Origin of the sequence: Streptomyces sp. DH10, assembly GCF_029813805.1 — a bacterium.
Lineage (GTDB): Bacteria > Actinomycetota > Actinomycetes > Streptomycetales > Streptomycetaceae > Streptomyces > Streptomyces coeruleofuscus.
In genome coordinates, this window is the sequence record NZ_JARVKU010000009.1 from 207,179 (window position 1) to 226,991 (window position 19,813).

19 protein-coding genes and 5 pseudogenes are annotated in these 19,813 nt (G+C 68.4%); 13 read left to right on the top strand and 11 right to left on the bottom strand.

From position 1 onward, the window contains the following. Positions 1 to 208: 208 nt before the first annotated feature. Positions 209 to 559 (top strand): ANTAR domain-containing protein, encoded by a 351-nt coding sequence (locus QC385_RS20545; RefSeq protein WP_279542767.1) that lies wholly within the window; start codon positions 209 to 211, stop codon positions 557 to 559. A 25-nt stretch (positions 560 to 584) separates the two neighbouring features. Here the strand turns inward: QC385_RS20545 and QC385_RS20550 are convergent, their stop codons facing one another. Further along, the gene (locus QC385_RS20550) at positions 585 to 878 is read right to left on the bottom strand and encodes an STAS domain-containing protein (RefSeq protein ID WP_336621309.1); all 294 of its coding nucleotides are present in this window, start codon (positions 876 to 878) and stop codon (positions 585 to 587) included. A gap of 283 nt (positions 879 to 1,161) precedes the next feature. Between QC385_RS20550 and QC385_RS20555 the strand changes: the two genes are divergently transcribed. Next, positions 1,162 to 1,608: an ATP-binding protein gene (locus QC385_RS20555; protein ID WP_279542768.1), complete on the top strand. Its 447-nt coding sequence runs from the start codon at positions 1,162 to 1,164 to the stop codon at positions 1,606 to 1,608. Between the two features lie 494 nt (positions 1,609 to 2,102). Here QC385_RS20555 and QC385_RS20560 read toward each other — a convergent pair. Then, positions 2,103 to 2,378 (bottom strand): annotated as a pseudogene (locus tag QC385_RS20560) (hypothetical protein); the annotation flags it as partial. 342 nt (positions 2,379 to 2,720) lie between these two features. Here QC385_RS20560 and QC385_RS20565 point away from each other — a divergent pair. The 3 genes and pseudogenes from QC385_RS20565 to QC385_RS20575 form a co-directional block, all read left to right on the top strand. Beyond that, positions 2,721 to 3,676: pseudogene (locus tag QC385_RS20565) on the top strand (alkaline phosphatase); the annotation flags it as partial. Positions 3,677 to 3,681: 5 nt separating this feature from the next. After that, a complete protein-coding gene (locus tag QC385_RS20570) occupies positions 3,682 to 4,146 on the top strand; it encodes a hypothetical protein (protein WP_279542769.1) in 465 nt (154 codons plus the stop codon). 365 nt (positions 4,147 to 4,511) lie between these two features. Continuing rightward, positions 4,512 to 5,021 carry a hypothetical protein gene (locus tag QC385_RS20575; RefSeq protein WP_279542770.1) on the top strand — a complete coding sequence of 170 codons (510 nt, stop codon included), beginning with the start codon at positions 4,512 to 4,514 and terminating at the stop codon, positions 5,019 to 5,021. Positions 5,022 to 5,612: 591 nt separating this feature from the next. Here the strand turns inward: QC385_RS20575 and QC385_RS20580 are convergent. Next, positions 5,613 to 6,742: pseudogene (locus tag QC385_RS20580) on the bottom strand (threonine synthase). A gap of 87 nt (positions 6,743 to 6,829) precedes the next feature. Then, on the bottom strand, positions 6,830 to 7,336 hold the full coding sequence (locus QC385_RS20585; RefSeq protein WP_279542771.1) for a hypothetical protein: 507 nt from the start codon (positions 7,334 to 7,336) through the stop codon (positions 6,830 to 6,832). 169 nt (positions 7,337 to 7,505) lie between these two features. Between QC385_RS20585 and QC385_RS20595 the strand changes: the two genes are divergently transcribed. After that, positions 7,506 to 8,996, top strand: coding sequence for a helix-turn-helix domain-containing protein (locus QC385_RS20595; RefSeq protein ID WP_279542772.1), 1,491 nt, complete (start codon positions 7,506 to 7,508; stop codon positions 8,994 to 8,996). 25 nt (positions 8,997 to 9,021) lie between these two features. On the opposite strand, the gene QC385_RS20600 is transcribed toward QC385_RS20595, so the two are convergent. The 3 genes from QC385_RS20600 to QC385_RS20610 form a co-directional block, all read right to left on the bottom strand. Continuing rightward, complete coding sequence (locus QC385_RS20600) at positions 9,022 to 9,429, bottom strand: hypothetical protein (RefSeq protein WP_279542773.1); 408 nt, start codon at positions 9,427 to 9,429, stop codon at positions 9,022 to 9,024. Positions 9,430 to 9,991: 562 nt separating this feature from the next. Further along, on the bottom strand, positions 9,992 to 10,384 hold the full coding sequence (locus tag QC385_RS20605; protein WP_279542774.1) for an ATP dependent DNA ligase: 393 nt from the start codon (positions 10,382 to 10,384) through the stop codon (positions 9,992 to 9,994). A 180-nt stretch (positions 10,385 to 10,564) separates the two neighbouring features. After that, positions 10,565 to 11,050: an ester cyclase gene (locus QC385_RS20610; RefSeq protein ID WP_279542775.1), complete on the bottom strand. Its 486-nt coding sequence runs from the start codon at positions 11,048 to 11,050 to the stop codon at positions 10,565 to 10,567. A 33-nt stretch (positions 11,051 to 11,083) separates the two neighbouring features. Here QC385_RS20610 and QC385_RS20615 point away from each other — a divergent pair, with 33 nt between their 5' ends. From QC385_RS20615 to QC385_RS20635, 5 genes and pseudogenes are all read left to right on the top strand, one after another. Continuing rightward, on the top strand, positions 11,084 to 11,662 hold the full coding sequence (locus tag QC385_RS20615) for a PadR family transcriptional regulator (RefSeq protein ID WP_279542776.1): 579 nt from the start codon (positions 11,084 to 11,086) through the stop codon (positions 11,660 to 11,662). A gap of 20 nt (positions 11,663 to 11,682) precedes the next feature. After that, positions 11,683 to 12,666: an NADPH:quinone reductase gene (locus QC385_RS20620; protein ID WP_279542777.1), complete on the top strand. Its 984-nt coding sequence runs from the start codon at positions 11,683 to 11,685 to the stop codon at positions 12,664 to 12,666. A gap of 140 nt (positions 12,667 to 12,806) precedes the next feature. Beyond that, complete coding sequence (locus QC385_RS20625) at positions 12,807 to 13,127, top strand: antibiotic biosynthesis monooxygenase family protein (RefSeq protein ID WP_279542778.1); 321 nt, start codon at positions 12,807 to 12,809, stop codon at positions 13,125 to 13,127. A 26-nt stretch (positions 13,128 to 13,153) separates the two neighbouring features. Continuing rightward, positions 13,154 to 13,279, top strand: a pseudogene (locus QC385_RS20630) (carboxymuconolactone decarboxylase family protein); the annotation flags it as partial. A gap of 89 nt (positions 13,280 to 13,368) precedes the next feature. Continuing rightward, on the top strand, positions 13,369 to 14,340 hold the full coding sequence (locus tag QC385_RS20635) for a quinone oxidoreductase family protein (RefSeq protein ID WP_279542780.1): 972 nt from the start codon (positions 13,369 to 13,371) through the stop codon (positions 14,338 to 14,340). Between the two features lie 271 nt (positions 14,341 to 14,611). On the opposite strand, the gene QC385_RS20640 is transcribed toward QC385_RS20635, so the two are convergent. Next, entirely contained in the window at positions 14,612 to 15,517 is a 906-nt protein-coding gene (locus QC385_RS20640; RefSeq protein WP_279542781.1) for a S41 family peptidase, read from the bottom strand. 57 nt (positions 15,518 to 15,574) lie between these two features. On the opposite strand from QC385_RS20640, the gene QC385_RS20645 reads away from it, so the two are divergent. Further along, positions 15,575 to 16,117: an ArsR/SmtB family transcription factor gene (locus QC385_RS20645; protein ID WP_279542782.1), complete on the top strand. Its 543-nt coding sequence runs from the start codon at positions 15,575 to 15,577 to the stop codon at positions 16,115 to 16,117. Here the strand turns inward: QC385_RS20645 and QC385_RS44070 are convergent. Continuing rightward, a complete protein-coding gene (locus tag QC385_RS44070; protein ID WP_336621310.1) occupies positions 16,104 to 16,958 on the bottom strand; it encodes a DUF6233 domain-containing protein in 855 nt (284 codons plus the stop codon). The genes QC385_RS20645 and QC385_RS44070 overlap by 14 nt on opposite strands. A 41-nt stretch (positions 16,959 to 16,999) precedes the next feature. Between QC385_RS44070 and QC385_RS20655 the strand changes: the two genes are divergently transcribed. Then, positions 17,000 to 17,563: a VanZ family protein gene (locus tag QC385_RS20655; RefSeq protein WP_279542783.1), complete on the top strand. Its 564-nt coding sequence runs from the start codon at positions 17,000 to 17,002 to the stop codon at positions 17,561 to 17,563. 245 nt (positions 17,564 to 17,808) lie between these two features. Here the strand turns inward: QC385_RS20655 and QC385_RS20660 are convergent. Both QC385_RS20660 and QC385_RS20665 read right to left on the bottom strand, forming a co-directional pair. Continuing rightward, a pseudogene (locus QC385_RS20660) lies at positions 17,809 to 18,571 on the bottom strand (transposase family protein). 128 nt (positions 18,572 to 18,699) lie between these two features. After that, the gene (locus tag QC385_RS20665; protein WP_279542784.1) at positions 18,700 to 19,548 is read right to left on the bottom strand and encodes an alpha/beta hydrolase; all 849 of its coding nucleotides are present in this window, start codon (positions 19,546 to 19,548) and stop codon (positions 18,700 to 18,702) included. Positions 19,549 to 19,813 lie beyond the last annotated feature (265 nt).

Genomic DNA, 19,813 nt, shown 5'->3' on the forward strand with positions numbered 1-19,813 from the left:
GGCGTTCACCTCACTGCCGGGCCGGTGGGCGGCTGTCGCTTCAGCCGAGTTCCACGCACGTTCGGTCTACAGCCCTTGGGCTCTTCGCCGTTCTTGGAACGGCGAAGAGCAGTCCTCCTGTGTGATGTTCTCGCCACGGTGGGGGTGTCTTGCTGTTGCGGCAGGGGGCAGGCGTACGGGGAAGCCTTGCCCCTGTATGGAGACCAGCATGACGACTTCCCGCGTGCCGCGGTCCTCACTCGACGGCACACGTGATGACTCCACGACCGCCCGCCTGGAGCAGGAGAATGCGCAGCTGCGGCACGCCGTCGACTCCCACGCGAGGGTGGACCAGGCCATCGGTGTCCTCATCGCGATCCACCGGCTGACGTCGGCGGCCGGGTTCGAGGTGCTGCGTGAGGTGTCCCAGCACACCAACATCAAGCTGCACACGGTGGCTGAGACGGTGATCGCCTGGGCGCTGGGGCAGCCGCTGCCGGAGCCGGTGGGGCGGCAACTGGACGCGGCCGTGCAGCGGCGCTCACACCAGCAGGATGCTCCTGACGCGGAGGCCGGGTAGAGCGCAGCGCCGGGCACGGCGTGGGTCAGGCGTTCAGAGCCTGCTCGACGGTGGAATGGCAGCCGATGACCTGGTCCAGGCCGACGAGCTCAAGGACCCGCAGCACCGATGCCTGGGCGCCTGCGATACGCAGCCACCCCTGAGCGTCACTCATGGCCTGGTGGGCGGTGATGAGGACGTTGATGCCACCGGAGTCCATGAACGTCACGCCGCTGAGGTCCACCACCGTCCGCGGCCGCGTCGCGCCGTCAGAGGCCAACAGGGCCTCGGTGAGCTCGTTCGTGACGGCATGGTCGATCTCGCCGCGCAGGGTGAGCACCCCTGCTGCCGTCGATGGTGGTGTGGTCGATCGACAGGCCGGGCCGGGCTGCTCCGTGGGTGTCTGTCCCGCTTTTCCTCGACTGCGCTTGCTGATGGGGGCTCGGGGCCTCGACACGATGTGCGTTGGCAGCCTGCCCCGATACTACGGTGAACACGCGTTCGGCCCTCTGCGTAACCGAGCTCACGGGCATGCGAGGCAGAGTCCGGGGTACGCGCAGTCGGATGAACGGGGGAAAAGGGTGGATCTGGCGGAATCAGTCCCCGATGGCGAGGACCCGGTCATGCCTGGCACCCCTCCGATACAGGCCACCATCGCCCTGGACGGCGACGGATCCTGCATTGCCGAGGCGCGTCACCGCGCGGTGGACTTCCTCACTCGCGTCCAGGCCGAGCACGGTCTGCCGGTGTCCGCACGCGCGATGGACCTGACGCAGTTGGTGGTCAGTGAGCTGGTCACCAACGCCCGCAAGTACGCGCCCGGCCCGGTGCTGATGGATCTGCGGATCACCGGTCACATGGTCGAGGTGGTGGTGTGGGACTCCGAGCCTGTGCTGCCGGTAGCCCGGGCTGCGGATGCCGGACGGGTGGGGCAGCACGGGCTGGAGATCGTGATGGCCGTCGCGCAGGGCTTCGAGGTCCAGCGGGAGCCGGTCGGCAAGCGCATCACGGCCCGCATCGCCTTGCTGGACGACCCCGACGGTGACCCCTCCGGGCGCAACCCCGAGTAGCGCCTGCCCAGGCCCTTACCTGGGATGTCAGTCGCACCGGCGCCCGGGACGGTGTCAGGCTCACCTGGCATGACGAGACCGGCTGGCCCTATGCCAAGCTCGAACCCAGCACCCCGCGATGTCCTCCTCGAAGCCCCTTCACCCCGCTCCACAGCGTCTTCGCCAGCCCGGACGACGTCGCCGCCGTGGCCCCGAAGAGTTGAGGCGCACGCCGAACGCGAGCAGGGCGGGGAGTGGGGCCAGGTGCATCGGGTGCGGACGGCGATCGGGGGGCGCGGCGCTCCCCGGGGGCTTCTCGTCCCCTTTAGGGTCCGGCACGTGGCCCCCACTTTCGATGACCTCGTGACACTTCAGCGCACCGCCGATGAGGCACACGCCCAGGTTCAGCTGCTCCAAGCCGAATACGGCCGAACAGCGGCGAGCGAGTGGACCGAGGATCGGGGCACCGCCTGGCACGCCGCCTGGAGGGCTTGGGTCGACGCTGTCTGCGACGTTCAGGCGGCGGTCAGCGAATACGCCGTCGCGCAGGGCACCGTGCGGCGCCAGGTCGAGGCGGACGTGAAGAGGGCGGCCCGCCATCCGGGGCCGGCCGCCTGACCTGTGGGTCCAGGCAGCACCAGCCAGGTCTGCATGCGGTCCCAGCGTTCCCATCCACCACGCTCGGCCAGCGCCTGGAGATAGACGGGGCCACCGTCGGCCACGCGGCGGGCGACGAAGGCCCGGCAGACCTCCGTGGCCTGCTCGATGGCACCGGGCAACTCAGGACGATCAAGACGTGCCACAGGCGCAGGCCGCGCCGTTCAGCCGGGCGCCGGGGCAAGGAGAGTCTCACGATCAACAGGACCGCCTTGCACCCGTTGCCGGTTGCGGCCCGATCCGGCCAGGCGGCCGCGCACCGCACAGAGGGGTCCGTGCCGACTGCGTGACCGGCACGGACCCTGATGCAGTCGTGGGTGGGCAGCGTCTCAAAGGGGTCTGTCCATTCGGCCGAGATCCCGTGGCCGTTCGGCGTAGCTGCCCGCGTGCCAGGGGAACAGCGTCGATTGGCCCATGGATGATGGTCTGAAGCATGGTCGGCATCTGTCCTGCGGGTGCGTTGAGGAGTCCCGTTCATGCGCAGTCCGTCCCGTCGGCAGGCAGCGGTCGCCGCGGTGGCCGTCGCCGCTCTGGCCGCGTCGGCGGTGATCGTCGGCGTTATCTCCGGCGGGGATTCCGTGGAGCCGTGGGAGCGGGCCGTGCGGGCCATCGAGGACGGCAAGGCCAGGAATGTCATCCTGCTGATCGGCGACGGCATGGGCGACGCGGAGATCACACTCGCCCGCAACTACACGGTCGGGGAGGGCGGCCGCCTGGACATGGACAAGTTTCCGCTCACCGGCACCTACACCACGTACGCCGTGCACGAGGACGGTACCCCGGACTATGTGGCCGACTCCGCCGCCAGCGGCACCGCATTCGCGACCGGCCGCAAGACGATCAACGGCCGGATCTCCAAGACGCCGAACACCGACCAGGCCGTTCCGACGATCTTGGAGCTGGCGCAGGACAACGGCTACGCGACCGGCAATGTCACCACCGCCGATTTGACCGATGCCACCCGGCGGTGATGGCCTCGCATGTCACCGACCGTTCCTGCCAGGGCCCGGCCGACATGGCCAAGTGCCCCACCGACACCCTTGGTGAGAAAGGGCCGGGCTCGATCGCCGAGCAGTTGGTCAACCACAAGGTGGACGTCCTCTTCGGCGGCGGGCAGCAGCGCTTCGACCAGGAGGTCACCGCTGGCAGGTACAAGGGCATGACCGTGACCGAGCAGGCGCGCATGCTCGGCTACCAGGTGGTCACCAACAGCGCCTCGATGAAAGCCGTCACCCCCGCCAGGCCGGTGCTCGGCCTGTTTGCGGGGGATAACCTGCCGACGGAGTGGACGGGCAAGCCGGCAACGCGCGACGGCAGCGAGTGGCAGCGCTGTGTCACTTCCAACCCGAACCGCCCACCGGGCACACCGAGCCTGGCGGACTCGACGGCGGAGGCCATCGAACTCCTCGAGGCCAGGCAACAGCGGCGGGGCATCCGGTGGCCGCGCATACCGTGGTGGGTGCGGTGAGGCAGGCGGCCGCCGAGGCTACCGACACGCTGGTGGTCTACTTCGCCGGGCACGGTCTGGTCGATGCGCAGGCTCAGCTCTGTCTGGCCTTGCCGCATACCGTGTTCGGCCGTGTGGAGACCGGTTTGCCTTATGACTGGCTGCGTAAGGTTCTCCTGCTGGCTTCCCGGGCGGAGCGTCATGGGGTGATTCTGGACTGCTGTATTCCCCGGCGGCTAGGCTGCCGGGCTTTGTGCGGCAGCGGCCGTCCGCGCTCAGGTGCAGCTTGCTGGCGAACCCGCCGCGCGAGCGGCCCGGGCCCTCACCTCAAGCACCACCTCCATCAGGCGGGCGAGCAGGCTCTGCCGCACGGCGCGGGTGAACTCGGTGATCGCGTCAAAGCCGATCAGGACCTTGCCGCGGCCGGTCGTCCAGACCTGTTCGATGCTTTGTGATCTGCCGTTTCGGTGTCCATGCAGATCACTCTGATACCGCAAGCAAACTGAGGTCAGCGCCCAGCCGCGAGATCGCCCGGACAGGTCCTAGTCGTTGTGTGGAGTGTTATCAAGGAACGACACGCCGACAGCAGTGTGAAGGAGCGTCAGCCCGGCCCTTCGGGTGGCTCAACTTTATGCCAAGTCGCTCTCAGTTCTGGCTTCCTGATGGATCATCACAAGAGTATCCCTGGGGCTTCGAACACCCGAACGGCCCCTTTTTGGTCCCCCTCAGTCATTTCTGAAGTGGCGTCATGAATAGGGCGTGAGTATGTTCCTTTCTGTTCGGCCACTCAGCTGGCATCCCTGAGAGATGGAGAAACGGAATGTCTGAGAGAATGAGATTCGGAGCGCGTAGGCGTGCCGTTGTCGCGATCGCAGTGTCGGTGGGAATTGCGGCCCTGGCTGCAACCGGTGTGAACTACGCCTCGGCATCCAGTTCCGTTCCGAAGTCCGCCCCGTCGGTGCAGGATGCCGCTGCGTCTGTTCCGCTCGGAGGCGACGGCCAGACGAACTTCGGAGGCGACGGCCGGACGAACCACCACGACAGGAACGACGACGATGGACGGATCCACGTCAACGAGCGAACGTATTCAGCAGAGCCGGGTGTGTGCACCGCTGTGATCAGCAGTCCCGCCAGCAGCTTCAACGTCCGGAACGAGAGCGACAAGACCGTCGAATTCTTTAACGGGATTACCTGCGACGCTGGCGCTCCAATTGCGACTATTGGGCCCCGAGGCTCCAGCAGCGCAATCCCCGGCACGATGGTCTTCGACGGGGCCGTGGTGCCATTCGCGCTCGTAGGCAGCTTCCGAGTAATCGACAAACACCACTGACCCACGAGTACCAAGGGCTGCGACAACCCTGCCTGTGGCACTCGGACCCCGGCCCGCCGCAATCGGGCCGGGTCCGTGGGCTGGCCAGACTCCGTCTGCCGCCGCTTCCACAGCCGCGTGACGACTTCCTGCTGCGGCTGCCGCAGCACTGGGTCGGGGGGCAGTACGACACGGACCGGAACCGGCAGCAGCTCGGGCCCGGGAGCGTCATCGGAAGGCGGCGTCACGGCCCCCGCGGTAAGCGGGGGAGAGCAAAGGTCCGTGCCGTCTGCGTCCGGCACGGACCCTCGCGCAGCCGGCCTCCCATGCGGCTCTATGCCGTCGCCCACTCCACCCCGCGGTCTGCCAGCTGCCGGAGCTTGTCGGCGCTCAGCTTCCCGCACCCGCTCTTGCTGTTACTCAGAAATACCCCAAGCCGGACTGCGATGTGTCGGCCTCGCGTCAGTGAGAGAGTGGTAGTGACCGCAGACCAGGAAAGCCATGTCCCATCGCACCTACCCGTTCGCCTGAATGAGCGGTGGCTTTGTTCAGCACTTCGAACAGCACCTAGCCCTGTCGCCGTTCGGTTACGTGCCCAGGAGAGCCGGAGCGTCAGTCGCGAATTCCCGCCGCGTCGAGTGTGCTGCGCACGTCGTCCCAATCCGGGGCGATCGCCTCGGTTCGGCGGAGGCCGACGCTGCGGTTCTTGAAGCCACTGGAGGTGGAGATACAGACCACCGGGCCGTCGACGTCGCCAAGGATGCGTAGTCCCGCGAGTCCGGCGGCGCTGGAGAGTTCGGTCCACAGGCCGGCTCGGGCGAGCTCCTGGCGAGCGGCCTCGAGTTGTGCGTCGCTGAGTTCGAGGACCTGGCCGCCGCTGTCCTGGATGGTGACCACGCCGCGGTAGCTGCTGACCGGGGAGACGATGGAGTATGCCTCGGTCTGCCCCACCGTGACGTGAGCCGCGGGTACGCCGTGCCGTATGGCCTCGGCGAGCGGTGCTGCCGCGGTCGGCTGACACGCATACATCCGCGGCAGCCGCTCGGTCAGGCCGAGGCGCCGAAGTTCGGTGAATCCCTTCCAGATGCCGAAGAGGAGTTCGCCGTACGCCGTGGGGACGAACACAGCTGCGGGGACGCCGAGGTCCTGGTAGACCTCGTAGGCGATGGTCTTGTATCCCTCGGGACCGAAGGCGTGACCGGTGTGGGTGGTGGTGAGGCTGCTGACCGGGTGCAGGCCCGTGCGGTCAACGATCCGGCGCATCAGCGGCCACCGCGCTTCCCAGGGCACCGGCAGAACCACCGCCTCGTAGGCGTTCAGGAAAGAATCGACGGCGGGCGGCAGTTCGGGGCCCGTGATGACCACGCACCGCAGGCCGGCGCGGGCAGCGTAGGCGGCCGCAGAGGCCCCATGGTTGTCGGACGACGCTACGACAATTCCCGGGCCCCCGGAGGCGACGGCGGCGCTGACGGTGCACCGGTTCATCCGGTCCTTGTGGCTCCAAGTGGGGTTACGAGATTCATCTTTGATGAAGACACCGGCTTCCACCTCGATCAGCGGCGTACCGCCTTCACTCAGCCCGGGTGCGGCCAGCGGCGGCAGCAGCGGCGCCCAGCGGTCCAGCCCGCCGCTCCGCCCCGCGCCAATGGCGAACATGACAGGGTCGGCCCGGGCGTAGGCGTAATCGACCTCGACTGGGTAGGAGATCTCGTCGGTGCTGGTGCGCGGGCTCCGCTGGTCATCGGTGGCCACAACGGGTACCTGACCTTGGGATCGCCCAGCGAGCGCTGATGGGTCGCCAAAGACCGTTCTGCCGTCACATCTTGAGCCTATCGATCTTCTAGCGTACGAAGATTGTGATGATGGGCGCGAAGGGGGAGGAACGGCCGTGGGCGAGCAGTGGCTGGAGCGGGTCGACTTGGGAGAGGGCGGTGCAGGCGTGCGGGGTGGCGCCACCGGCCGGCGGCGTCGCGGGCGACGTCGACGCCGACTTCCACCACCAGCTCGGGTTCCATCAGCGTGACGTTCAGCTTCTCCTGGCTGCCCCACCCGGCAGAGAACGACCAGCCTGTCCATGGATGACCGCGCCGCCCCGCAGCGAGCAGACCGGCGACCGCCGTACCTGCCGCCTGGGCGAGGGAGGTGGTGCGGCCGACGTACTGAAAGCGCCCTTCGGTGTCGTACCTGCCGAGCAGCAGCGTGCGGGGAATGGCCAAAGAGTCGGTGATCGCGCGACGATCGCCTCGCTCGTCTCGCGGACCTTGTATTTCTGCCAGCCCCTGACCGAGGCGGTAGGCCTCGTCCAGCCTTTTGAAGACCAACCCCTCCATCACCATGGCGACGTCGTGCGGAAGACGCGCGGGGCCAGGACAGGCAGCCGACGGCACTCCTTGCGCAGGAGATCCGGGGCACCTTCCGTGCGCGGCAGGCGTACGGCCCACTCATCCCCAGGGCGCCACGCGAAGTCGTGCAACTTTCGCCTCTCTTCCTGCTTTTCTGTTCACCATGCAGAAGAACTCGGAGAGCCTCGGCGAACTGCTGCGGTTGATAAGGCGGCCGTCGCCCCCGCGCGAGGTATTGGCCTGGCTCGAGCACCGGATCGACGTGGATGCCGCGTGGGTGGGGCGCGGGTTGGCGGTGCAGGCCGCAACGGCCCGGTTCCCTGCGGAGATCCTGGGTGCACTGAGAGAGCAGCTGGAGCGTCTGGCGGACGGGCGGTTGGCCGCGGCCACGCTCCGCGTGGGTACGCGCGCAGTGCACATCGAGGCGTTCGGCCTACGCGCACAACACCCGGTGCTGGTCACGGTCGGAGCCTCGGCGCTGTCGCGGGAGTCGGCGGCGCTGGCGTCCTACGTCGGCACTCTCCTCGAGCTGCAAGGGCGAGCGTCGGCGGCCGACAGCAGCCTGCGCGAATACGAGGACAAGGCCCGGCAGTTGCGCTTCGCCGTGCTGACGGCGCTGATGACCGGGGATATCACCCTGGCCAGACGGATGACCACTGGCGACGTGCCGCCGCTGCTGGATGCGGAGCGGGTGCGGGTGTACCTGCTGAGCTGCCCGGACGCTGACCGGGACCGGCTGGTCAGAGCTCATCTGGACTCTTCGGGCTACCACGGGTCGGGCCTGATGGTGCACTGCCCGGCCTTCAAGGACCACCTGATCTGCCCGATCGCCGAGGATGCGGAGCCCGATGGCCGCCCGGAGCAGGCCGAGGTGCTGCGCCGGCTCATAGGGGACAACCCCGGGTATGCACTGGGCATCAGCAGAGCCCACCCGCTCACCTTGACAGCCACGGCATACGGTGAGGCTCTGCACGCCCTGGCCGTCGCCCGCAACTCCCCCCGGCGGATGGCCGCCTACCGCGGCCGGCCTTCGCTGGCACACCTCCTGCCCCGCCAGGAGGCCCTGGCCTGGGCGACCGCCTTCCTGGCTCCGCTGCGCGACCTGCCGAAGACCACCGTGGACGTCACGCGCCTCGCTGTGACATTCCCGCGATCCGCCGTGGCCCGACTGCTGCACATCAGCCGCACCACGGTCGCGGCCCACTGCCGCAGGGCGGAGGAGGCCCTGGGAGTGGACCTCAGTGATGTCCGCGCCCGCGCCACCGTCGACTTGGCCCTGTCCCTCGCAGGACCCCAGTCCGTTGCCACGGGCTTGCCGCACCTCGCGCCGCCGCACCTGGAAGACCTGCTGCGCACGGGACCCGCCGTCGACTGGGCGGAGTCCTTTCTGCGCCCCCTTCACGGTGCCCGGCCCTCCACCCTCCACATCACCGTGAGCGCATGGATTGACGCCGACACCGACGCCCGGCGGACGGCGGCACGCGTGGGATTGAGCCGGAATACCGTCCGGGCTCATCTGCGTGCCGCCGAAAGCCTGCTCAACCGCGATCTGCTGACCACCGGATCGGGCATCCACGACCTGGTTCACGCCCTGAGCGTGACCGGCCGCCCGCACACCGCCCTCCGGGCAGACGCGTTCTGCCGGAGCCCGTGACCGTTCCGTGGCCGCCTGGGGAGGCTCACGTGTGGGCGTTCACCCAGGAGCCGCAATTCCAAGGGGTGCCGCCGGAGCCGTCCTGGAGACAGCCCCGAATCTGGATCGACAGGTTCTCTCCCAGGTCCAGGTCATTGTCGTCCTGGAAGCCGTAGCCACGGCCGTTGTAGTACGAGTGGATCGTGGCGCCGCTGACGGTGTAACGCCACTGCCCGACCGCACCGTGGTCGTCCCGGGACCCGTCCATGACGTAGAGGTGCTCGCCGTACGCCGTGAACGTGACGAGCGATCCGTTGCTGCAACACGACTTTGCGTCAAAGACGTCATAGTCGCCTGCACTGGCGGGAGATGCCACCAGTACGGAGGTGGCGGCGAGCGCGAGGAACGAGCCCGCCAGGGTGGCGGCCCGTCTGTGACCGATGGACGCGAACATGAGTGAACGGCCTCTCTGGCAGAACCTTCCGGCCGGGGGCCGGACCATCAGGTAGGACGTTAGAAGCAGCCGCACTCGCGGTACCACGGTGCACGCTGACCACATTCGTCCGTCAGCTGTGCACGGTGCCCAAGTGCCGGGGACTGCCGGTGGGACGTCGCGGTCCGACGGTCCATAACCGTCGGTCCCCCGCCCCCTCGGTGCCGGCGGCGCGTTCGGAGTTGCGGCAGCTGGCCCGCGCCCGGGGAGCCGTCCAGGCCGCGTGACCGGGCGCCTCGGTCGACCGCGAGCACGAGGTTGCGCCTATCGGTGCGCTGGATGTTGCGCCAGGGGTTGCGCCTACTGTTGCGCGCCCCGCAGGAGCGTCCCCGTGTCCGTGCAGGTCACCACGCCGGTTAGGCCGTGGTCGGAGGCCCGACATCCCCTCTATGCCCCCCGGACCAGCCCCACAGCAGGAAGAACAAGGAAAGTGGGTGGGTGGGGCAGGCTGGGCGGCCGGCGAGGGGATCGGGGCGTGCTCAGCCGGTTGCGCGTCGGCGGGGCCGCCGCGCCCGCGCCACCGTCAGCGAGGCGGCGACGACCAGCGGGGGACGTCGCCGGGGGAGAGGTCAGGGCGGGCACGGTGCAAGCGGGCGGGGTGGCGCCACCGGCCGGAGGCGTCGCGGGCGACATCGACGCCGACTTCCACCACCAGCTCGGGTTCCACCAGCGTGACGTTCAGCGTCTCCCGGCTGCCCCACTCGGCGGAGAACGACCGGCCCGTCCACGGATGACCGCGCCGCGCCCGGGCGAGTAGCCCGGCGACCGTGCTGCTCGCTGCCTGGGCGAGGGCGGTGGTGCGGCCGGTGTACTGCAGACGGCCGCCGTCGCCGTAACTGCCGAGCAGCAGACTGCTGGGAGCGGCCAAGGGGCCGGTGATCGCGCCGACGATCGCCTCGGTCGTCTCGCGCACCACTGGTGGAGTGTCGGTATTCGAGGGTTGCAGTATTCGCCGCAGGGCGGCGAGCACTCCCACGCCCGGTCCGGTCACGTCAGCGATGACAAGACACCCCATGCAGCTATCACCGCGACGGGCGCTGCCTGCGCGAAGGCGCCGGATCAAGAAGAAGACCGATCTCATGCGGCGCTACGAGGTTCACGACGCCGGCAGGGCACCGATCTGCTGCATCACCCCGAGCAGGTCGGGCTGGCCCCGTTCGCCGACGATCCGGCCGTCGGCCAGGTAGTAGAAGTTCATGGCCTTCACCGAGATCTTGTTGCCGCTCGCCGGGATCCCGAAGAATTCACCGTCGTGGGTTCCTCGCATCGTGAACCGCGCGGCCACTGTGTCGCCTTCGGTGACCGTCTCCTCCAGCGTCCACTCGACATCCGAGAAGCCGCCGCGCATCATCCCGAGGACTTCCATGTACCCATCGGGCCCCCGCAGTGGTTCCGGGTGACTGGGTGCGTGGAACACCGCGTCCGGAGAAATGACCTCGCGGGCGAGATCCTCGTTGCCCGTGTTGATGAACTCGACGAAGCGGTTCATCACTGACTCGGTGGACTGCGACGGCATCTTGCTGTGCCCTTCCAGAGACGTTTGAGCGGGGACCTGCGAGCGTAACATCGATTCGATGTTCACATCGATTCGATGTCTGCGTGCGAAGATGAATTCATGCTGGAACTCGCGATACTCGGCTTCCTGGCCGAGACTCCCCTGCCCGGACACGAACTGCGCCGCCGCCTCTCACAGCTGACCGGCTACACGCGGCCGGTCAGTGACGGCAGCCTGTATCCGGCAATCAACCGTCTGACCAAGGCGGGCTTGATCGAGCGGCGCGCCGACCCGGCCGCCGGGGCGGCCCGGTACGTGCTCAGCCTGACCGCGGCCGGACGGGCCGAAATGCTTCAGCGCCTGCGCAAGCCCGCCGACCATGAGATCACCGACTTCACCCGGTTCTACGTCGTTCTGGCATTCCTCTCTCACTTGCCTGACGTGGCCGAACAGCACGCGGTGCTGCGAAGACGGCTGGAGTTCCTGGAAGAACCGGCGAGCTTCTTCTACGACAACGAGCGGCCCCTGCGTGCCGAGGAGATCGCCGACCCCTACCGGCGGGGCATGCTGCTCACCGCCCGCGCCACCAGCCGCGCCGAACGGACGTGGCTGCGCGAGACCCTCGGGGAGAAGCCGCCCGCATTCGACACCGCATGCACCGACAGCGATCCACATGCGCCCGCCGCTCCCGCGAGCTGACGGCCCACGGAGGTACCCCCATGCTTGCTTCCTGGTACGACGACCAGGGCCCCGCCGCCGACGTCCTGCACGTCGGCGAACTCCCTGATCCGGTCCCCGGCCCCGGCGAGGTCCGCGTCCGCGTCACCGTCTCGGGCGTCAACCCCGGCGACACCAAGAAACGGCGCGGCTGGCTCGGCTCGTCCATGCCCTACCCGCGAGTGATCCCGCACAGCGACGCCGCCGGAGTCATCGACGCCGTGGGCGCCCAGGTCGACGCCCACCGCGTCGGACAACGGGTCTGGGTATACGGCGCCCAGTCCTACCGCCCCTTCGGCACCGCCGCCCAGTACACCGTCGTACCCGACCACCAGGCCGCACCCCTGCCCGACCACCTCAGTGACGAGCTGGGCGCGAGCCTCGGCATCCCTGGCATCACCGCCCACCGCACCGTTTTCGCCGACGGCCCGGTCGACGGCCAACTGTTCCTGGTCCACGGAGTTCTCGGCGGCGTCGGTTCCCTGGCCGCCCAGCTCGCCCACTGGGTCGGCGCCACTGTGATCGCCACCGTCCGCCGGACCGCGGACCTCGACCGCGTCGACCCGGCCGTCGTCTCCCACGCCGTCGCCCTGGACACCGGCGACCCCGCCACAGCCATCCGCTCGTACGCGCCGCGGGGCGTCGACCGGATCATCGAGGTCGCGCTGTCCGACAACGCCGACCTCGACAACGCCGTCGCCGCCCAGGGAGCCGTCATCGCCGCCTACGCCACCCGCACGGACCGCACTGCGATCCCCTTCTGGCCCTTGCTGTTCAACAACGTCACCCTGCGGCTGCTCGGCAGTGACGACTTCCCCGCCGAGGCCAAGCGTCAGGCCGCCCGCGACCTCACCTCCGCCGCCGCCGACGGCGCCCTTACCGTCGCCGTCGGCGACCGTTACCTGCTGGACGACATCGCCAAGGCCCACGACCACGTCGACGCCGGCGGTGGCCACGGCCGCATCCTGGTCACCATCCCCCAATAGCGCGGACTCGGAACACTGCCCTGCTCAACTGCCTAAGAACCGTTGGGCAGTGCCAGGGCCTGGAAGAAACGCGGTGCCGATCCGTGTTGCTTCCTGTGAAAGACACCATCTCTCACAGGGCCTGCGAGGAGATATTGAGCATGACCGAGATCAGCACGGGCGGGGACCTGGTCACTTACATCAATGTCTTCACTGTCGCTCCCGAGAATCAGCAACGTCTCATCGAGCTGCTCCAGTACATGGCGCGGGAGGTCATGCCGAAGCAGCCTGGCTATGTGCAGGCCAATATTCACCGGGGTCTTGAGGGCACTCGAGTGGCCAACTACAACCAGTGGCGCTCGCAAGCGGATCTGGCGGCCGCGCGCGAAGACGCCGATGTGCGGGCGTGCATGGAGCAAATACTGGAGATCGCGACGCTCGACCTCGTACCGTACGAGGTTGTCTCCGTACACCGGCCGTAGTTTGTGGCCGGAAGGTTGGCTTTGTGCACTACGAGGATGCCCAGCTGCTCGAACTCCTCGTTCTGGCCGGCTGGTACCGCACGATCAGCTACATGACCAATGGGCTCCTCCTGGAAGAGGAACCCTGGGGCACCCGCTTCCCGGCCCGGTGACCGCACTCCGCACATGCTTTGCCGTTGACCAGCAGTGCGGGACAGCTCTTCAGACGGGCTGGAAACAGTGATCTCACAGGAGGGCATTCATGCGTGCCATGCGGTTCGGGAGGTTCGGGAGGTTCGGTGGGCCGGAGGTCCTGGAGGAGGCCGATGTGCCGGATCCGTTGGCGGGGCCGGGCGAGACTCTGGTCCAGGTGGAGGCCGCGGGTGTCAATTTCGGCGACATCAAGCAGATCGCGGGCGAGCACACCGACGGTCCGTACGCCCCCCAAGGTCCGCTGCCCCGTATTCCTGGCATGGAGGTTGTCGGCCGGACCCCAGCCGGCCGACGAGTCCTCGGCTATGTTCCGCAGGGCGGTTACGCTGCCAAGACGGTCGTCGCCGACCGCCACCTGGTCGCGTTACCGCAGGGGGTGAGTGCGGGCGAAGCGCTGGCAGTTCTCGTACAGGGGTTGACGGCGTGGCATCTGCTGCGGTCGGTCGCGCGTATCAGGCCCGGTGAGAGCGTGGTGGTCCATGCCGCCGCGGGCGGGACGGGCAGTCTCGTCGTCCAACTGGCCCGGGAGTTCGGGGCAGGACGGATCATCGCCACGGCGTCGTCCGACGAGAAGCGCGCATTTGCTCTCGAACTCGGCGCGGACGCGGCGATCGACGGTGACGCGGAAGGCTATCGAGAGCGGGTCCTTGACGCCAATCACGGACACCCGGTCGACATCGTCCTGGACGCCATCGGCGGCCCCGTCCTCGACGCCGGCCTGGACACACTCGGACACCTCGGCCGACTGGTGACCTACGGCGCCTCGTCCCGGCAGACAGCCTCCGCGATTGCGCCGAGCCGACTGGCGGTGGACAACATCACCGTCGCCGGCTTCTGGGTCATCCCGCTCATCGCCAGGAACGGCGCCGGCGGTGCGGAGCTGGCGGAGCTGCTCGACCTCACGGCGCGGCGTCGCCTGCGGCCCTTGGTCGGCGCGGAGTACGACCTGGCGCGGGCCCGCGACGCGCACGAGGACCTGCTTGGCCGTCACACGAAGGGGAAGCTGGTCCTCCGCCCTTGAAGGCGAACGTCCGTCCTGCCACCGGACGGGCCCCACTGTCGGCCCGCGCCGACCCCACCGTATGGTTCGAGGACAGCCACCCCGTGCCCGAGCAGGAAGCGCTGAGCAGCTTCTTCCTGCAGTTCTCCGTGTGGGAAGCCACGCTCGCCGCTGTGTACCAAGCCAGTTGCGACGACCTCCCCATGCGTCTGCTTCCGGCGCTCGAAAGCTGCCTTCAGGGCGTCCCCTACGACCGTTGGGGGCGTGCAGTGCTGTCGATGAGCTGGACTGGTCAGCCTGCCAGTCGGGCGAGGGCCAGGGCGTGGGCGTGGTCGAGGGAGTCAGCAGCGGCGCAGGGGATGTCCGGCTGCACACCGGTGCCCTCCCAGTTCGTGCCGGAGACGGGGTTGATGGCGCGGCCGACGGGGACGGTGGCTTCAAGGTGTGGGTGCAGGGTCCAGCCCTGGCACGGGTGCGCGCCTCCGCGGGTGGGCTCGCCGACGACTACGGCGCGGCCGAGCTGCTGTAGGTCGTACGCCAGCTCCTCAGCGGCAGAGAAGGTGCTGTCGCTGGACAGCACATACAACGGCTTGCTGCCGCCGAAGCGCGCGCCGGGAACGTGCGGCAGGCTCCAGGACTGCTCGCTGCGCTCGCCGCCGCGCCAGTACATGGTGTTGAGGTGGGTGCGCTCATCGAGCAGGTAGCTGCAGACGAAGGCGACCGCGTCCGGGTCGCCGCCCCGGTTGGCGCGCAGGTCCACGATCAGCGCCTGGGCGCGGGAGGCCAGGGTGAGCGCGGCGCTCAGCGGTTCGGCGGCCCACTCCAGCGGAAACAGCATCGGTGCCAGCTCCACCAGAGCGACCCCTCCGTCGAGCAACTGCACCCGGGGCGCACCGCCCAGAGAGGAATCGAAGTCCCGGCGCATGGCGTCCCGGGTGGCCGCCCCCTGCTTCGGGGAGACCGGGGCGGCGTGGTGCTTCAGTCTCAGGTGCCGGTCGCCGTTGACGGACTGCAGGTCCGCGGTGACCAGGCGGGCGAGCTCCTCGGCGTCGTCGACGTCGTAGGCGCCCCCGGTGAGGCGTCGTTGCAGCAGGCCGGCCAGCTGCTCAGCTATCTCGGCGAAAACGTAGTGCTCGGTCAGCAGCCGGGCCGTCTCGTCGATGACAGGGGCCGGCGCAAGCTTCGTCGGAGTCGTCATGGCAGGGAGTAGAGCACTGCCCTTGCGAAAGCGTCAAAGAGTTTAGACGCTTTCGGTATGCGTGATCAGCCTCCCTATTCACCGCCTCCTGAGGACGTCCTGGAGATCGGTGCGCCTGAGCAGTTCGCGGCGCTCTCTCACCCATTGCGTCAGCGGTTGCTCTTCGCCCTGGGCCACCGGCCTGCCACCACCAGCCAGCTTGCGGCGCAGCTCGACGCGAAGAAGGGCAACGTGGCCCACCACCTCAAAGTGCTCCGCGAAGCCGCGCTGGTCCACATCGCCTGGACCCGCCAGGTCCGCGGCGGCACCGAGCAGTACTACCAGCGCACGGCCCGCCAGATGGTCGTCGCCGAACCCCAAGCGGCAGGCACCGCCGCGATGCTCGCCGCGGTCGCCCAGGAGCTGGACCGCTCTCCCGTCGCGACTCACCTGACACTGCGCCACCTGCGTTTGAGCCCTGCGAAGGCAAGAGAACTCGGCGAGGCCCTCGCCCAATTGGTCGATGAGGCCGACGATGATGCAGAGGGCCAGCCCGTGCACGGTGTGTTGGTGGCGCTCTATCAGCAGGCCCTGCCGACCAGCACCACTAGTTCCGCCTAGCGGCACCAACCTCACGAGACAGCACGCCTGGCTCACTCGAGACGAGCCGCACCCATTGACATCCCACCCAGTCGCCCCAGATCAGCGCACTGCACGGGACTATCTTCGATGTCGAAGGACACCGGTCCCTTTCGAGCGGAACGGTCGTTGAGTGGTTATGGAGTTGTCGGCGCAGGCCGGGCCCGGGGTGGAGAAGGCAGCCGAGCAGGCTGTGGAGACCGCGTGCCACCTCGCGGACCTCGCGGGCCCGGGTGGCTGGAGCACGGTGGCCGCTGAGGACGTCCTCGACGCGATCGACACCCTCATCGAGGCCCTTGGCGGCGCCGGGCCGGAACTCGCCCAGGCTCTTGCTGAGGCTGCGGCCGCTACCGCCGAGGCGCGTCGGCGCTTGGACATCGCTGTGGACGACCAGGGGGCTGGGCGGGACAGCGCGGCACAGCCGCGTCCCCGGGTCTTCCGCGAGGTTCAACACGTGCTCCACATCGAGCAGCAGTGCGCCCTGCGGTGCCTCTTCGCAGTCCGGCGCGTGCAGCACACCCGGGGCCGGTCCCCGCCCCTCGCGCACCTTCGCCAGCACCCACCCCGAAGGCCTCGGCGAACATGGCGCGTGGCGTCGGACCTCCGGCTGCCATCGAGACCGGGGCCCGCAGAACGGCAGGGTCCGTATCAGCGGTAGAGCCGACCTGCCAGCAATTCGCCTGGTCGGTCGTCGACGGGCACAGCACCCACGGCGCCGCCACGCCGCGCTCTGCGAACAGCGCCTCCAACGCCGCCGGAGTGGGCTCTTCACGCTCGGCCGCACGGGACCCGTGTGAACCGCGGGGCGCGTGCCGCTTCTCATCGGGGGTAACGGAACGTGCAATCAACCGACTGGGGGCCGTGATGGCGCGCACAGTTCTGCACGAGGAAACCGCGAAGAAGGCAGGGGGCCGGGCGGGCCATGGCACGACCGGCCCCCCATGGTGGGGCCGGGCGGTGGCCATGCTGCTGGCTTTCGCCGCAATGGTGGCCTTCGCGGTGTTGCTGGCCCGGTTGACTCTGGAACCGTCGGCCGCCTCCGCGTCGTTGACACACACCAATCTGCGCCCCGGGGATTCCATCCGCAACTATCTCGCGCAGCCCGCCTTCCGCGACACCATCAAGCAACTCGGCGGCAACATCGTGCTGGGCATTCCGTTCGGCGTGCTGCTGCCGGTGCTGGTTCCCAAAGCCCGCGGGCTGCTGCGCGTGGCAGGGCTCACGGCGCTGGTAATGCTGCTGGTCGAACTCGTCCAAGGCGCCCTGATCACCGGGCGGGCCTTCGACATCGACGACGTTCTGCTCAACACGGCGGGCGCCTTGCTGGGCTACCTGCTGATCGGTCGTCGGCTCGGCCGCGCCGTGCACCCCAGACGCCGCCACTGGTGGCACCGCTTCTCCAAGCGGCCGACCAGTGCCGGTGGCTGAATCCCCGCCTCGACCTCGGCCAGGAGGAGGTAGTCGCGGAAGCGTTGTGGTGACGGGCATGGGCCAGCCCACCTGGGCGCTCCTCGCTGCCTTCTCGCGAGGGTGCCGGCGTCCCATGAAGACGGTGTTCCCGAATGGGGTGCAGGTCACGTCTCCGCCCCGCGCCCGTTCACTCCGTCCGACGCAGCAGTCGGCCACACGCCCGGCAACTGTGCGGTAAGTGAGTCACTGAGCCTTTTCCAACCTCAGGCCCATCCGATGTGAAGCGCGAGGACGGCCTGCACGAGGCCGGTGATGCGGGTGGTGCTGCACCGCAGTTTGCGCAGGAGACGCCAGCTCTTCAGGGTGGCCATGGCCTGTTCGCACGACGGCGCGGATGCGCGCGTGGGCGACATTGACGGCCTGCTGACCGACGGAGAGGTCGCGGTGTTTGCCGCGGAAGGGCACTCGCACGGTGCCGCCTGCGCTCTGGTAACCCTTGTCGCCGTAGCAAACCATGCCGACCTCGGCCAAGGCGTCGATGATGCCGTGGGTGCGGGCCGCCTTGATGTCGTGCACGGCGCCGGGCAGGGCGGCGGAGACCCACAGGAGGCGGCCGAATGGGTCGGTGAGGACTTGGACATTCATGCCGTGCTTGCGGTGCTTGCCCGAGTAGAAGGGCCGGTCGGCGGCGATCCGGTCAATGGGCAGCAGGGTGCCGTCCAGGATCACGAACGCCTTGGTTGCCGCGCGTTTGAGGATCTGTTGAAGCGTGGGAACCAGCGCGGCCAGGAGGTCCACGGCCTCGCGGATGTAGCGGTAGACCGTGGCCACACCTATGCCGAAGGAGGCCGCGAGCCGGGTGTAGGTGTCACCGCAGCGCAGGTGGGCCAGGACGAGCAGGGCCTGCCGGTTCGGGGGCAGGCGCCGCCAGCGGGTGCCGACCTGTCGGCGGCGCTCGGCGAGCTGCCTGGTCAGGAAGCGCAAGTGTGAGCTGGACAGGTCGATCGCGGACGGGTAGGCAAGCACGACGACGCTCCTGGTCAAGCGAGTGATCTCAGTTGGGAACTCGCCTACCAGGAGCTTCACGCCTTTATGTGACCAGGGTGCAGCCCACCTCACCGCCGTCGGCGCCAGGTTGGATGAGCAGGTATCGATCAATCTTCGTTGGGCCGCCACAGCCAGCGCAGAGCGTCCGGCAGCAGGACGCCGCCGTGGTTGGGGCTGTGTCCGCCGTCTCCCAGGACAAGGCGGAAGTCGTAGCCCGCTTCAGCGAGAGCGGCTGCCACGCGCAGGTTTTCGGCGAGCCAGTTCCACTGTGGCTCATTCCAGTGCAGGTCGCGGTGGCCGCCTTGCATGAAGATGCGTAGCGGCTTGCGGGGGACGCGGGAGATGAGGTCTGGGTAAGGGTTGCCGTCCGGCATCTGCGCGAAGCTGGACAGGTATCCGATGACGCGGCGGAACTTGTCCGGACGCAGCCACGCGGCGGTAAAGGCGCAGTTGCCGCCGCTGCTCCCACCGCAGATACCCCACCTGTCGGGCGACAGGGCGATGGTATAGCGCTCCGCAACCTGCGGGATGATCTCGGTGAGGAGGAAGGTGACGTACCGGTCGTCGAAGGCGTCGTACTCGGTGTTGCGGTTCTTCGGGTTCTCCGCATCGGGGAAGACGCCGGGATCGACGAACACGCCGATGGTGACGGGGATGTCGCCGCGGTGAATGAGGTTGTCCAGGACGATCGCGCCGCGTACCTCCCCTGCAGGGTCCAGGTACCACCATCCGTCCTGGAACACCATCAAGGATGCCGGTTCCGCTGGGTCGTACTGTGCAGGCACGTGTACCCAGAACTTCCGGAAGGTTCCCGGGTAGACCTCGCTGTCCCTCCACTCGAGCTCGACCGTCTCGCCAGCGGGCACGCCCTGCTGTGGGGCGGAATCGGGTCCGTGGATGTAGCGCACGTCGGACTGGTTGATCGGAAGTGGCTGGTAGGGCATCTCGATGGTCACGGGGAGCAACCGTACGGCGATCAACGCCCTTGGCCGCAAGGGATTTTCGTAGGCTCCGTAGCTGTATGTCTGCCTCCATCTCAACGGGTGGCATCGGTGCTTCCCACCTGGCGGGCAGGGTTGTTGGGGAGTCTGGCGGGGGAGTGGGCTGCGGGATGATGCGGTCCATCGGGGGCAGTCGCTAGTGGTCAAAGTACCGAGCCGCCGGAGACCGTGATGGTGCAGCCGCCTGAGAAAGACCACGAGCCCGGCGATGACGGCGGTA